The organism is Acidovorax sp. 69 (assembly GCF_002797445.1).
GTDB lineage: Bacteria > Pseudomonadota > Gammaproteobacteria > Burkholderiales > Burkholderiaceae_C > Acidovorax.
In genome coordinates, this window is the sequence record NZ_PGEP01000001.1 from 429,298 (window position 1) to 442,861 (window position 13,564).

The following is a 13,564-nucleotide window of genomic DNA, read 5'->3' on the forward strand; positions in this document are numbered from 1 at the left end:
AGTGCGACGGCTGCCTTGCCCACCGCCTGACCCCGCAAGCCTTTGAACTGATCGGCTATCTGGCCGCAAGCCTGACCACCTGCCGCTTTGTTCCACGGGCGCTGCAGACTCTTCGTGCGCCGGCCGTGGTGGGCAGCATCCTTGGCATGACGGTAGCGTGCGGCGTGCGCCGCTCCGGCGGACCCGGCCGGGAGGCCTGGGCGTGCTGTCGCCTAGGTGTCTGGCGACGCAATTTCCCGCGTTATCCCCTATGGATGCTGCAGTGCAGGTGCGCGCACGATGCGCCGTTCTTCAATGACACGAGGTATCCATCCATGACCTATTTTCGCCTTACCTGTGTGGCTGCTGCTGCGGTCCTGCTTGTCGCTTGCGGTGGCTCCGACGATCCCGCACGTGGCGCGCTGATTGACCCCCCTGCCGCCGTGGCCACCCTGACTGTGGCGCAGATCGATGCGGCCACCGCCAGCAGTGGCTTGCAGGCGATCAGCGGCAAGGCCAAGTGCGATGTGAAGGTGGTGGCGTTGAACTACGTGACCGCGGGTGCAAAGACTGGTGAAAGCACCAACGCCTCGGGGGTGATGCTGGTCCCTGGCGGCACGTGCACGGCAGCCGCCCCGTTGGTGGCCTATGCCAAGGGAACCGACGTGCAAAAGCCGCGCACCCTGGCCAATCCGCAAGACAGTGAGACTTTATTGCTGGCCGCCATGTATGCCGCCCAGGGGTATGCCGTGGTGGCCACTGACTACTTGGGTTTTGCCAAGTCGGGCTACAGCTACCACCCCTATCTGCATGCAGACTCTGAAGCCACATCGGTCATCGACTCGGTGCGTGCTGCGCGCAATGCGGCGGGTGCGGTGGGGGCCAATCTGTCGGGCAAGGTGATGTTCACGGGCTATTCGCAGGGCGGGCACTCTTCGATGGCGGCGCACCGTTCCGCGGAGCGCGACTACGGGACCGAGTTCAATGTGGTGGCGGGCGCGCATCTGGCAGGCCCTTACAACCTGTCGGGTTCGCTGCGCATCCCGGATGCCATCGCGGGCGTACAGTTCTTCGTGCCCTACCTGGTGACGTCCTGGCAGAAGGTGTACGGCACGGTTTATACCGATGTGAAGGATGTCTTCAAGGCCCCGTATTCGGGGTACATCGAGAACCTGTTGCCTCACCCTACGCTGAACTACACCACCCTGTTGACTACCGGCACACTGCCTGCAGGCACACCCAATCAGGCGCGGGACGCCCTGTTCCAATCGGCGTTCATCACGGGATCGCAGACCAGTTCCACCCATCCGCTGTATCTGGCGGCCAAGAAGAACGACCTGCTGGGCTGGACACCCAAGTCGCGCGTCATGCTGTGCGGGGGGGCGGGCGATCCTACGGTGCCCCCGGCCGTTCACATGGCCGTCATGAAAGCCGACTTTGACAACCGGGGCGTGACGAACGTGACCTCGGTCGATGTGGACGCTGCCGTGCAGGCCACCTATGGCCCCGGTGGCAAGGCCCCCACCGATCCAGCATCGGCCGCATTTGCCACCTACTACGGCAGCTATCACGGCACCTACGAGCCACCGTTCTGCCACGCGCAGGCTCGGGCGGTGTTCGACGCTGTCAGGTAGTTCGCCAAGGCGCTGCGCGCTTTAGACCCCGCAACCTACGCCCCACCGGTATTTACCCGGTGGGGCGTTTTTGCTTTGGCTTTTAAAATTTCGAAAAATAGCACGGGCGTTCTATTTTGAAATTACAGGAGTGAATACTGATGAAATTCCAGCGCAAGGCATTGTGGGTTTCCCTGGCGGCGGCGTCGCTGTTGGTCGCGTGCGGCGGCGGTGGGGCTGACACCTCTCCCATTGCACCCATCACGACCATCAAGGTCATGGGGGACAGCATTGCCGACAGCGGTACTTTCGGGTTCAAGTTCACCGTGCAGGGGGCAGCGCCCACCGGGCCATCATCCACCCCCATCTGGCCCGAGCTGGTGGCCAACAGCTATAGCAACGCGCTGTGCCCCCGCTACGTGTTCACGGGCAGCGCCTTTAACAATGCTGCTGGTTGCACCAACTACGCCATTGGCGGCGGGCGCATCAACAATTTCACGGCCCCCACATCCCCTGCGTCCATCGTCAAGCAACTGACCGATGCCGGCGCTGACGGCTTCGGCGCGGGTGACCTGCTGCTGATCGACGGCGGTGGCAACGATGCCGCTGACCTGATCGGTGCGTACCTCTCGGCCTCCAAGGACGGTGGTGCGGCCTACAGCGCCGTGCTCACCACATTGCTGCCAGCGGCCACGGTCAACGCGGGGCTGGCAGGTGGCGCCACGGGCATGGCCCAACTGGGTGGCGCCTACATGATGGCGCTGGCCGACAAGTTCCATGGCGCCATCGAGGCCAATGCGCTGAACAAGGGTGCTTTGCGCGTGGCCGTGCTGAATATGCCTGCTATCGACAAAACGCCGCGACTGCAGCAGGTGCTGGGCGGCATCACAGCCACCGCTGGGGCGACCGCCAGTGCCCAGGTGCAGGGTATTTTGAAAGCCTGGCTGGAAGCCTTCAACGGCCAGCTGGCCCAGCGTTTCGCCGGTAACAGCAAGGTCGTGGTGGTGGACTTCTACACCTCTTTCAACGACCAGGTGGCCAACCCTGCACAGTTCGGGCTGACCAACGCCAAGAACACCGCTTGCCCCATCACGGGCATGGGTGCCGATGGCCTGCCCACCTACACCTTCCCCACCTGCACGGCGGCCGCTTTGTCTGCACAGACACCGCCCGCAGGCGCCACGGGTGGCGCGGACTGGTGGAAAACCTACGCGTTTTCCGACAGTTTTCACCCCACTCCGTATGGCCACCAACTGGTCAGCCAGTTGGTGTCGCGGTCGCTGGCCCGTGCAGGCTGGCTGTAATCCACTGAACCAGGTTTCACCCACATGAAAAAAATCACGCATTCCTTCCTTGGGGTCGCAGGCGCCCTGGTGCTGGCAGCTGCGGGCGGCGCGCAGGCACAGACGGCAGGCAGTTGGCTGGTGCGCGCAGGCGCTACGCAAATCTCCCCGCAAGTCACCAGCGGAGACCTCTCCGCCCCAAGCTTCACCGGCACCAAGGTGGACGTACGCGCAGACACGCAGTTGGCAGGCGGTATCACCTACATGCTGACCGACCATTGGGCGGTGGATGTGCCACTGGCGCTGCCTTTCAAGCACGACATTGTGGGTGCCGGTGCGATTGCGGGTGTGGGCAAGATCGGTGAGGTCAAGGTACTCCCCATGACCGTGTTTGCGCAGTACCGGTTTTTGGAGGCCAACGCCCGCGTACGTCCTTATGTGGGCCTGGGTGTGACCTACGCCAGGTTCTTCAAGGAACGTGGCACCGCTGCGCTGTCGGGCCTGACGGGGGGCAACCCGTCGCGCCCCACCACGCTGAGCGCCGAGTCTCGGTTTGGCCTGACCCCCCAGGTCGGGGTGAGTGTGGCCCTGAACGACCAGTGGTCCCTGGACGTTGCGTACTACAAAACCTTTGTCAAGACGCGCAATACGCTGTCCACCGGTCAGACCATTGATGTGAAGCTCAATCCCAACGTGGTGGCCCTGGGCATCGTCTATCGGTTCTGAGCTTAGCGCCCAAGGTACGCCCTGCGGGGCGTCTACTTGCAACGAAAAAGGCCGCCTGAAAAGGCGGCCTTTTTTATGCAAACCCGCTGGGGCTTACCAGCGCGCGCGCAGGCGGTCGTAGGCGTAAGTGCCAAACTGGCGCTGTGCCGACGGCGTGAGGTACACAGAGTCGGCAAACACAAACGAATCCTGGCTGGCGCCGGTCAGCAGTGTGGATGTGTTGCACAGGGCCGAGTTGACCTGGCCGGCACCGATGCCGATGCCATTGGTGGCATCCACCGACGTACAGACGGCCGCCGTGGCGTTGTTGAAGCCGTAGTTGGCTGGCACGCTGGTGTACAGGTTCACGTAGTAGGCCGAGTCCACATACAGCACGTTGGCACCCAGGTCCACGATGCCCACGAGCAGGCCTTCGTTGAAGCGGCTGCTGGCGTCTGTCAGCAGGGCTTCGCGGCCAATGGTCTTGGCCCAGGGGGTCTTGCTCAAGTCATAGGTGCCGGTCACCACCACATACTTGGCACCGGCAGTCACAAGGCGGCGCACCTGGGCGGCCATGTCTTCACCGGCTTTGCGTGCGGCCGCCACCATCGCTGCCTCGGTCTGGGTGCCTGCGTTCACGGCCGCCATGCCTGCGATCACATCGCTGAGGCCACCGCTCACGATCACCAGGTCAGTGTTCGCAAAACTGCCAGCGGCCAGGAAGGTATCGATCTGCTCGGTGATGGTGCGTGTGCCGGCGTTGCCTGCAGCGTCCGGCTTGGCATTGATGCGCGCGTTGCCTGCCGCATAGCTCTGGCCACCTGCTGAAACGGCCGTGAGGGGCTTGCCGTAGTTGGCTGCAACCTGAAGGGTCCAGTTGTTGACGCTGCCATCGTTGACTGTATAGCGTGAACCGTTTTGCCCCACATCGTTCATGGCGTCGCCGAACGCGATGAAGCGTTGGGGCGAGATGGCCGATTCGGTGGTGCTGGAACCGCAGGCCGCGAGCAACGCGGCCGACGCACATGCGGCGACCAAGACGGTGCGGCGCATCCAATTTGCTGCCATGTATTTCTCCAGAAAAGTGGGGGGTAGTTTAGCGGGGCAATGTCAAACCATGTAAAGCTGCCATCGAACCTGCTCTCAAGAGGCGCTTTGTTCTCCGCGTCCCCCTTTCCACGCGCAGCGCGAGAGAAGAGGGAGGGCCGCGATGAAGTCGATCAGTGGGAAGAGCTTGTCATGCGGCGGCAGCGCGTTGAAGTCGATCGCGCACGCCTTCCCAGTCGGCCGCAGCAGGGGGGGCCTCAATCCAGATCAGCTTGGCGCCCTCGTCGTCAAAGCTGCGCAGCACGGCAAAAAGCTGCTGGGCGGTTGCGGCGGCGTCATCGGGCATGCGCCGCAGGACCAGCCGGGAGGAGTGCATGCGCAGCACCGAGCGGGCGTAGATGGCAATGTGCGCAGCATCGGCGCCCAGCAGGTCCAGGCTGGTTTGCAGGGCTTTGGCGTCCATCAGTCGGACTTTGGCCGCGGGGGCGTAGTGGGCCTCCAGCGTGCCGGATGCGCGGGGGGTGAGCGCGGGCATATCGTCTTTGGACAGCGGCGCAATGCCGCAGGCTGCTGCGATCTGGGCCCGCGTGATGGCCCCGGGCCGCAGCAGTACGGGCACGCCGCGCGTGCAGTCCACGATGGTGGATTCGATACCCACACCGCAGGGGCCGCCGTCGAGCACCAGCAAGTCGGCGCCCAGCTCGTCCTGCACATGCCGGGCGGTGGTGGGGCTCACGCGGCCAAAGCGGTTGGCACTGGGGGCTGCCACGCCCCACACGGGCGGGCCGCCCTGGGCTGCGTCATCGCCCGGCGCAGCGCAAGCCTGTAGCAGGGCATGGGCGACCGGGTGCGCGGGGCAGCGCAGGCCCACGCTGTCCTGGCCCCCCGTGGCGGCCGTGGCGACGCCAGGCAGGCGCGGCAGGATCAGCGTGAGCGGGCCAGGCCAGAAGGCATCGACCAACTTTTGCGCAAAGCCTGGTACCGCACTGGCGAAATGTGCGATGCCCTCGGCGTTGGCCACATGCACGATGAGCGGGTGGTCGCTGGGGCGGCCCTTGGCGGTGAAGATCTGCGCCACGGCAGCGTCGCTGCTCGCATCGGCTGCCAGGCCGTACACCGTTTCGGTGGGCAGGCCGAGCAATGCGCCGGCACGTACGGCGCGCGCGGCGGTGGCAATGGCCTGGGGATCGTTACCGTCGAGGATCATGGTGAGGGTGCATGGCTCAGAAGGGCGCGATGCCCAGGAGCGCGGCGGCCTGCAGGGCCGTGGCGCGCGCCGCGTCGGGGGTGGCGGCGGTGATGTTCAGGTGCCCCATCTTGCGGCCGCGTTTGGCGTCGCGCTTGCCGTACAGGTGCAGGTGCGTGCCAGGCAAGGCCAGCACAGCGGCCCAGGGCGGGGTCTGCGCGGCGTCGCCGTGGGCAAACCACAAATCGCCCAGCAGGTTGAGCATGACGGCGGCGCTGTGCTGGCGCGGCTGCGTGAGCGGCAGGCCGGCCATGGTGCGCACCTGCAACTCGAACTGAGACACGTCGCAGGCGTTCTGGCTGTAGTGGCCGCTGTTGTGTGGGCGTGGGGCGATCTCGTTGACCACCAGGCTGTCGTCCTGCAACACAAAAAATTCGACGCAGAGCACGCCCACATACTGCAGGCCTTCTGCTACAGATTTTGCAGCGGCTACCGCTTGACTCACTAGCGCCTGCGGCAGATTTCCTTCGTAAACCTCGGTCACGGCCAGGATGCCGTCGCGGTGCAGGTTGCGCTGCACGGGCAGGTGCACCATGGTGCCGTTCGCGCCACGTGCCAGGATGACCGAGCATTCCAGCGCCAGGGGCAGCATCTTTTCGAGCACGCAGGGCACTTTGCCCACCGATTCCCAGGCTGCCGCCAGCTCGGCAGCGGCTTTTACGCGCACCTGGCCTTTGCCGTCGTAGCCCATGCGGGCTGTTTTCAAGATCCCGGGCAGCAGGTCGGCGGACACCGCCGCCAATTGCTCGGCTGTTTCGATCACCGCGTACGGGGCGCAGGGCACGCTGCAACGCACGAAGTGGGCCTTTTCCCGTGCGCGGTCTTGCGCCACCGACACCGCGCTCGCAGCGGGCGACACGGGCCGCAAAGCGGCCAGCGTGGCCAGCGCTGCAGCGGGCACGTTTTCGAATTCCGTGGTCACGGCGTCCGACAGACGGGCCAGCTCGGCCAGCCCTTGCGGGTCTTCGTAGCCCGTCTGGATGTGGTGATGGCTCACCAGCCCGGCGGGGCTGGTGGGGTCGGCATCCAGCACGGCGGTGAAGTAGCCCATGGCCTGGGCCTGGTGCACGAACATGCGGCCGAGCTGGCCGCCGCCCAGTACGCCCAGAGTAGCCCCCGGCAGCAGCGGGGTGAGGGAGTCGTTGTGGCTCATGCGGCAGGCGGCAGGGTCATGTTGCGGGCCACTTCCGTCTGCTCGGCGCGGAAGGCTTCCAGGCGCTGGCGCAGTTCGGGGCTTTCATTGGCCAGCAGGGCCACGGCAAACAGCGCCGCATTGGCAGCACCGGCCGTGCCAATGGCAAACGTGGCCACGGGGATGCCCTTGGGCATCTGCACGATGGAGTGCAGCGAGTCCACCCCTTGCAGGTGGCGGCTGGCCACAGGCACGCCCAGCACGGGCACGGGGGTTTTGGCGGCGATCATGCCGGGCAGGTGGGCGGCCCCCCCTGCGCCAGCGATGATGGCCTTGAGGCCCCGGCCGGCAGCGCTTTCCGCATAGGCGAACATGTCATCGGGCATGCGGTGGGCCGAGACCACGCGGGCCTCGTGGGCGATGCCGAACTGTTCAAGAATCTGCACTGCATGCTGCATGGTGTCCCAGTCGCTGCTGGAACCCATGACCACGCCGATCTGGATGGGTTTCATGGTGTTGGGGTGTGCGGCGGCGGGCCGCGCCCGCTGCACCGCTGTGGGTGGAACCCGAGATTTTACTTTTTGCGGTGGGCGGGGCGCAGCTTGCGGGCAAATGACCGGTTTCACACCCCGTGGGGGCGCAGTGGGCTCCCCCAGGGCGGGATCAGTGTGGCAACGCCCGCATCCGGGGTGGGGGCGGTGACGCCTGCAGGCCCGGCGTGAGGGAGCGGATCGGGATGCGTGCATCCTGTGGAATCTCGCCCGACAGCTGCAGCGCCAGATAACGTGTGCAGCACACGCGCAAAAAAGAGGTGAAGTTGTCCACCGCGCGGGCTTCGGCCGTCAGCTCGTCGTAGAGCCGGGTGCATAGCTGGGGCACGGTGTAGCCGTCGCGCGTGGCGATCTCATCGAGCACCTGCCAGAACATGTTTTCCAGCCGGATGCTGGTCGCCACGCCATGCAGCCGCACGGAGCGGGCACGGTGGGCGTAGAGCTGCGGGTCGGCACTGATGAAGACTTGGCACATGGCGGGGTTCTCCTGGCGGCGCGCCATGGTGCGGCGTGCCGGGGGGCTCGTCAAGTCGGGGTGGTATGAATTTGATAGCTATCGGCGCTTGATTTACAGGCGCTTGAGGCCGATTTGGCTAAAAATAGCCCGGGGTGCGACGGCTTGCGCCATGGACGCACGGCCGGGTCAGCGGACGCCGTGGAACGGGCTTTCGCCCGGCCACCGGCGCCGTCCTGCATGGGGGACGATGCTGATGCCGGCTCAGGGGCCCTTCAATGGGAGATGCGGGTGCCCAGCAACGCCAGGAATTGCGCGATCCAGGCCGGATGGGCGGGCCAGGCGGGGGCGCTGACCAGGTTGCCCTCGGTGTGGGCCTGGTCCACGGGGATGTCGGCGTAGGTGCCGCCGGCCAGCTCCACCTCGGCGCGGCAGGCCGGGTAAGCCGAGCAGGTGCGGCCCTTGAGCACGCCCGCCCCGGCCAACAACTGTGCACCGTGGCAAACGGCGGCGACGGGTTTGTGGGTGTCAAAGAAGTGGCGCACGGCCACGAGCACGCTGTCATAGCCGCGCAGGTATTCCGGGCCACGGCCGCCGGGGATGAGCAGGGCGTCGTAGTCGCCCACCGTCACGTCGGCGAAGGTGGCGTTGAGCGTGAAGTTGTGGCCGGGCTTTTCGCTGTAGGTCTGGGCACCCTCGAAGTCGTGGATGGCCGTCTTGATCTGTTCGCCCGCCTTCTTGTCGGGGCAGACGGCATGCACGGTATGGCCCACCGCCATCAGGGCCTGGAAGGGGACCATGGTTTCGTAGTCCTCGCAGTAATCGCCGCAAATCATCAGAATTTTCTTGCCTGCCATGGATGTCTCCTTGTGGTGTTGTTGTCGGGGTCAATACCGGTGCGCTCCAGCCTGTGGCATTGTGGGCGGCGTCATCGCGGCCTGGGTATTAACGGGCTACTACAAGGTGGGGGCCCGTGCCCGTAGGCCCCGCATTCCGCAGGGCTGTGGATATGCTGGAGAATCCCCATGGAACGCGGCCGGGCGCTGGCGATGCCAGGAAAATCGTGCATCCGCGCGCCCCGCTTTTCTTTCTGCGCGCACCGGTTGGCGTGCGCTGCGCCACATCATCAGGACAGAACATGATCGACGTCACCGTAGAAAATTTTGAGGCCGAGGTGGTTGCCGCCTCGATGAACGTCCCCGTGCTGGTGGACTTCTGGGCTCCCTGGTGCGGCCCTTGCAAGTCGCTGGGTCCAGTGCTGGAAAAGCTGGAGACCGACTACGCGGGCCGCTTCAAGCTGGTCAAGATCGACTCCGACCAGGAGCAGCAACTCGCTGGCATGTTCGGCATCCGCAGCATTCCCACCTGCGTGCTGCTCATGAACGGCCAACCCGTGGATGGTTTCATGGGCGCGCTGCCTGAAGGCCAGGTGCGCGACTTCCTCGACAAACATGTGCCCACTGCCGAAGCGATGGTGGCCGAAGCCGAGGAAGAAGAGGCGCAAGAGGCCCTGGCCGATGGCGACACCGGCACGGCCCTCGAAAAGCTGCAGCACGCTGTGGTGACGGACCCATCCAACGACGACGCGCGTTTCGACTACGTCAAGCTCCTGCTGCAACTGCGCCGCGAAGACGATGCCAAGGTCGCTTTTGCGCCGGTCATCGCCAAGGCCGCCGCTTCACGCAAACTGGGAGCGCTGAAGGTCTGGATGGATGCTCTTGATTTTGTAGCTTTGAACGCTTATGGAGAGGCCGCGGGAGCTGATTTTGATTCAAAAATCAGCGCCAACAAACGCGATTTTGACACCCGCTACGCCCGCGCCCGCTGGCTGATGGCCCAGCAGCGCTGGACCGACGCCATGGACGAGTTGCTCGAAATTCTCATGCGCGACAAGGCTTGGGGTGAAGAGATCGCCCGCAAGACCTATGTGGCCATCCTCGAAGTCATCGAGGCGCCCAAGCCCAAGGTGGCCGAGGGGCAGATCCCGCCCGAAGACCCGGTCGTGGCCACGTACCGCCGCCGCTTGTCGAGCGTGGTGCTGAGCTGAGAAGGGCGTGAAAGGGTGAAACGGCCCGATGCCGTCACCCCGCCGGCGCGGGAGATTCATCGTCGTACCCTGGGTGGCCGTGTGCTGGTCGCGGCGCTGTGTGTCGGTGGCCTGGTCACTGGCTGTGTCACCAGGCCACCCGATCCCGACGCCGTCGTCTCTGGCGTGGCGCTGGCCCGTGAAAGGGTGGTGCTGCCGCCCGAGGCCGTTTTTGAAGCCACGCTGCTGGACGTGACCAACCCGGATATCCCCCTGTGGTGTTGGGCCACCAGCGCCGTTCGCCCGCAGGGCAAGCGCCTTATGCGATCTGGATTCCGTACCCGTCAGCGCGGTTTGTGCCCAAAGGGCGCTATGAGGTGCGAGCCACCGTGACGTTGGAGGGGCGGTTGCTTCTTGCGACGGATCAGCGCCATCCCGTGCCGCAGGACGCTGCTTTTCGCCGCGTCGATGTTCAGCTACAGCGCCTGCAGCCGCAGTCCGCGACGGTGGAGGCGGGGGTGCCCCTGGCGCTGACGTACTGGAAGCTCACCGAGATGGAGGGGGAGGCCCTGCCCCGTCCCGCCGAAGGCGCTGCGGGCGCACATCTGGTGCTTCAGGCCGATGAGCCACGCGCGACGGGTTCGGGTGGTTGCAATCGATTTCTTGCGGATTACGGTGTGCAAGGCGCTCGGCTGCGATTTGACCGGCTGGTTTCCAACATCACCTTGTGCCTGAAAACCAGCGCCGTGGAAACGCGTTTCTTCGAGGCGTTGTTGCTGGTGCAAAGCTTTCAGCAGCAAGGAACGCAGTTGATTCTGCGTGGTAGCGACGGGCGCACCCTGCTGCGGTTCGAGTCTGCGCAGACGCCTTTGAACTGATCGTGCCAAGCCCAGGATTTGGTGGCTGCGTGGGGCGCCATGTCTGTGCCTCGTGCGCCTGCGGGCACGGGTACCGAGGCACCAGGACCACGACGCCAGCGCGCGCCGGCGGTGGGTGACCGCCGGGTGACTTAGCTTGCGGTCAGTCGCTCCAGCGCCTCGCGGTACTTGGCGGCGGTTTTCTCAATCACGGCCTGGGGCAGGCGGGGCGAGGGGGCCGTTTTGTCCCAGGGCTTGCCGTTGACCTGGGCCTGTTCCAGCCAGTCCCGCACGAACTGCTTGTCGTAGCTCGGGGGGTTCTGTCCTGCAGCCAGAGCAGCCTCGTAGCCTTCCACGGGCCAGTAGCGCGAGCTGTCTGGCGTCAGTACCTCGTCCATCAGCACCAGCGTGCCATCGGGGGCCAGGCCAAACTCGAATTTCGTGTCGGCAATGATCAGGCCCTTGGGTAAAGCGATCTCGGCAGCCGCCCTGTAGATGGCGATGCTCAGATCACGGATGCGGGTGGCCAGGGGCAGGCCGATCATTTCCACCGTGCGCTCGAAGGTGATGTTCTCGTCATGTTCGCCCATCGCGGCCTTGGCGGCGGGCGTGTAGATCGGTTCGGGCAGCTTGGCGGCGTTGGTCAGGCCTTCGGGCAGCGGTACGCCGCAGACCGAGCGCGACTCCTGGTATTCCTTCCAGCCACTGCCGGCCAGGTAGCCGCGCACCACGGCCTCGACCGGAATGGGTTGGAGGCGCTGCACCAGCATCGAACGGCCACGGATCTGGGGGGCTTCCTGGGGGCTCACCACGCTTTCGGGGGCATCGCCCGTCAGGTGGTTGGGGCAGATGTGGCCGAGTTTGTCGAACCAGAACAGCGCCATCTGCGTGAGCAGTTCGCCCTTGCCGGGAATGGGTTCACCCATGATCACGTCGAACGCCGAGAGGCGGTCGCTGGCCACCATCAGGATGCGGTCGTCGCCCACGGCGTAGTTGTCGCGCACCTTGCCGCGTGCCAGCAGGGGCAGCGAAGTCAGGGCCGAAGTGTGCAGGGCGTTGGAGCTGGGCTGGGTCATGGTGTCGGTGTGGGCGGTGGGTGTCCGCTGCGGTCAGTCCGAGGAAGGAGGGTTGGGGCGCTGGCGGGTTGGGGCCCCGCGCAACCGGTAGATTTTACGCGCCGGCCCGGTGCCTGCCTGCATGGCCGGGCGCGCAGGCGTGGAATAACCAGGGCGGTGGTCGGGCTGCAGGAGCCGCGAGGGCACCCCGGGGTTTGCCGGTCATCCGGGTGACGGCAGCGCGCTCTGCGCCCTTGCGGCACACTGTGCGGCCCTGATTCTTCCCAGGCCGCTTGCGGCCACCTCCTGTGCCCTCCACTTCTGCACTCACCCCCCGTCGTGAACTCTGGCTGCTGCTGACACTGGCGGGTATTCAGTTCACCCACATCCTTGACTTCATGATCATGATGCCGTTGGGGCCTCAGTTCACGCGGCTGTTCGCCATCAGCGACGCGCAGTTCGGTCTGCTGGTGTCTGCCTACACGCTGTCGGCAGGTGTGTCGGGGCTGCTGGCATCCACGTACATTGACCGTTTTGGCCGCAAGCGGCTGCTGTTGGTGCTCTACGTCCTGTTCGGGCTGGCGACGCTGGCCTGTGGCGTGGCGCCTACCTACGGCACGCTCATGGCAGCGCGCATTTTGGCGGGGGCGTTTGGTGGCGTGTTGTCGGCCTTGTCGCAGACCATCGTGGCGGATGTGATTCCGTTTGAGCGGCGCGGGCGTGCCATGGGGATTGTGATGACGTCGTTCTCGGTGTCCACGGTGGCGGGCGTGCCACTGGGGTTGATCCTGGCCGAACATGGTGGGTGGAACATGCCCTTCATTGCCATTGCGGTCATGGTGGGTGTGCTGGCCATTCAGGCGGCGCGCACCATGCCGGCGATGACCGCCCATGTGCATGCCGCCCATGGCAGAACGGCGCTGGGCGGAATCACCCAGGTGCTGGCTGATGCCAATCACCGCTGGGCTTTTCTGTTCTCTGCGTTACTGATGTTTACAGGGTTTACGGTGATCCCCTACATCACCATTTACATGCAGGCCAACGCCGGGGTGAGGCCTGATCAAGTGCCGCTGGTGTACCTGTGCGGCGGGGTGGTGACGTTGTTCACCGCGCGGGTGTTTGGCCGGTTGACGGACCATTTGGGCAAGGTGGTCACCTTCCGCTGGCTGGCTGTGGCGGGCGCGTTCCCCATGTTGGCCATCACGCTGGTGCACGGGGTGCCGTTGTGGTGTGTCCTGGTGGTTTCTACGCTGATGTTCACGTTCATGAGTGGCCGCATGATCCCGGGGATGGCCATCGTGACTTCGGCCGCTCAGCCTTCTTTGCGGGGGACGTTCATGACTTTGAATGCATCTGTGCAATCGGCCGCCATGGGTGTGGCGTCATTTGTGGGCGGGCTGCTGATCAGCCGCGATGCACAGGGGCTGGTACAGAACTACTGGGTGGGAGCCTTGGTGGGGATTGCCGCCAGTGTGTTGTCGATGCTGGTGGTGGGCCGTCTGCGGCTGCATGGTGCAGCGCCGGTTGCACGCTAAGCGTACCTGTGGCCGAGCGCGCGGGTAGAGCTGGTGGCAACTCTGCGAACTCAATCATTGTGCGCGCTTTTTGAGCGCTTG

13 protein-coding genes and 1 pseudogene are annotated in these 13,564 nt (G+C 65.1%); 7 read left to right on the top strand and 7 right to left on the bottom strand.

Going from position 1 to position 13,564, the window contains the following annotated elements; genetic code table 11:
* Window positions 1-314 precede the first annotated feature (314 nt).
* The 3 genes from CLU85_RS01960 (at window position 315) to CLU85_RS01970 (ending at window position 3,601) form a co-directional block, all read left to right on the top strand.
* The gene (locus CLU85_RS01960) at window positions 315-1,613 is read left to right on the top strand and encodes a lipase family protein (RefSeq protein ID WP_100408823.1); all 1,299 of its coding nucleotides are present in this window, start codon (window positions 315-317) and stop codon (window positions 1,611-1,613) included.
* Between the two features lie 140 nt (window positions 1,614-1,753).
* On the top strand, window positions 1,754-2,896 hold the full coding sequence (locus tag CLU85_RS01965; RefSeq protein ID WP_100408824.1) for an SGNH/GDSL hydrolase family protein: 1,143 nt from the start codon (window positions 1,754-1,756) through the stop codon (window positions 2,894-2,896).
* Window positions 2,897-2,920: 24 nt separating this feature from the next.
* On the top strand, window positions 2,921-3,601 hold the full coding sequence (locus tag CLU85_RS01970; RefSeq protein ID WP_100408825.1) for an OmpW family protein: 681 nt from the start codon (window positions 2,921-2,923) through the stop codon (window positions 3,599-3,601).
* Between the two features lie 93 nt (window positions 3,602-3,694).
* On the opposite strand, the gene CLU85_RS01975 is transcribed toward CLU85_RS01970, so the two are convergent.
* The 6 genes from CLU85_RS01975 to CLU85_RS02000 all read right to left on the bottom strand — a co-directional run bounded on the left by CLU85_RS01975 (window position 3,695) and on the right by CLU85_RS02000 (window position 8,867).
* Window positions 3,695-4,648 (bottom strand): SGNH/GDSL hydrolase family protein, encoded by a 954-nt coding sequence (locus tag CLU85_RS01975; protein ID WP_100408826.1) that lies wholly within the window; start codon window positions 4,646-4,648, stop codon window positions 3,695-3,697.
* A gap of 169 nt (window positions 4,649-4,817) precedes the next feature.
* Entirely contained in the window at window positions 4,818-5,834 is a 1,017-nt protein-coding gene (locus CLU85_RS01980) for an L-threonylcarbamoyladenylate synthase (RefSeq protein WP_100408827.1), read from the bottom strand.
* A gap of 16 nt (window positions 5,835-5,850) precedes the next feature.
* Window positions 5,851-7,026 (bottom strand): 5-(carboxyamino)imidazole ribonucleotide synthase, encoded by a 1,176-nt coding sequence (locus tag CLU85_RS01985; protein ID WP_100408828.1) that lies wholly within the window; start codon window positions 7,024-7,026, stop codon window positions 5,851-5,853.
* Window positions 7,023-7,517, bottom strand: coding sequence for a 5-(carboxyamino)imidazole ribonucleotide mutase (gene purE, locus CLU85_RS01990; RefSeq protein WP_100412324.1), 495 nt, complete (start codon window positions 7,515-7,517; stop codon window positions 7,023-7,025). The genes CLU85_RS01985 and purE overlap by 4 nt, the downstream gene beginning before the upstream one ends.
* A 151-nt stretch (window positions 7,518-7,668) precedes the next feature.
* Window positions 7,669-8,031, bottom strand: a complete 363-nt coding sequence (locus CLU85_RS01995) for a ribbon-helix-helix domain-containing protein (protein WP_100412325.1) — start codon at window positions 8,029-8,031, stop codon at window positions 7,669-7,671.
* Window positions 8,032-8,285: 254 nt separating this feature from the next.
* Window positions 8,286-8,867, bottom strand: coding sequence for a DJ-1/PfpI family protein (locus CLU85_RS02000; RefSeq protein WP_100408829.1), 582 nt, complete (start codon window positions 8,865-8,867; stop codon window positions 8,286-8,288).
* A 281-nt stretch (window positions 8,868-9,148) separates the two neighbouring features.
* Here CLU85_RS02000 and trxA point away from each other — a divergent pair, with 281 nt between their 5' ends.
* The 3 genes and pseudogenes from trxA to CLU85_RS23240 all read left to right on the top strand — a co-directional run bounded on the left by trxA (window position 9,149) and on the right by CLU85_RS23240 (window position 10,914).
* Window positions 9,149-10,057, top strand: coding sequence for a thioredoxin (gene trxA, locus CLU85_RS02005; protein ID WP_100408830.1), 909 nt, complete (start codon window positions 9,149-9,151; stop codon window positions 10,055-10,057).
* Between the two features lie 189 nt (window positions 10,058-10,246).
* Window positions 10,247-10,455, top strand: a pseudogene (locus CLU85_RS23235) (YbaY family lipoprotein); the annotation flags it as partial.
* A 135-nt stretch (window positions 10,456-10,590) separates the two neighbouring features.
* Window positions 10,591-10,914 (top strand): META domain-containing protein, encoded by a 324-nt coding sequence (locus CLU85_RS23240; RefSeq protein WP_232727909.1) that lies wholly within the window; start codon window positions 10,591-10,593, stop codon window positions 10,912-10,914.
* Between the two features lie 131 nt (window positions 10,915-11,045).
* Here the strand turns inward: CLU85_RS23240 and CLU85_RS02015 are convergent, their stop codons facing one another.
* On the bottom strand, window positions 11,046-11,969 hold the full coding sequence (locus CLU85_RS02015) for a phosphoribosylaminoimidazolesuccinocarboxamide synthase (protein ID WP_100408831.1): 924 nt from the start codon (window positions 11,967-11,969) through the stop codon (window positions 11,046-11,048).
* A gap of 287 nt (window positions 11,970-12,256) precedes the next feature.
* On the opposite strand from CLU85_RS02015, the gene CLU85_RS02020 reads away from it, so the two are divergent.
* Window positions 12,257-13,483 carry an MFS transporter gene (locus CLU85_RS02020; protein ID WP_100408832.1) on the top strand — a complete coding sequence of 409 codons (1,227 nt, stop codon included), beginning with the start codon at window positions 12,257-12,259 and terminating at the stop codon, window positions 13,481-13,483.
* The last annotated feature ends 81 nt before the right edge of the window (window positions 13,484-13,564 follow it).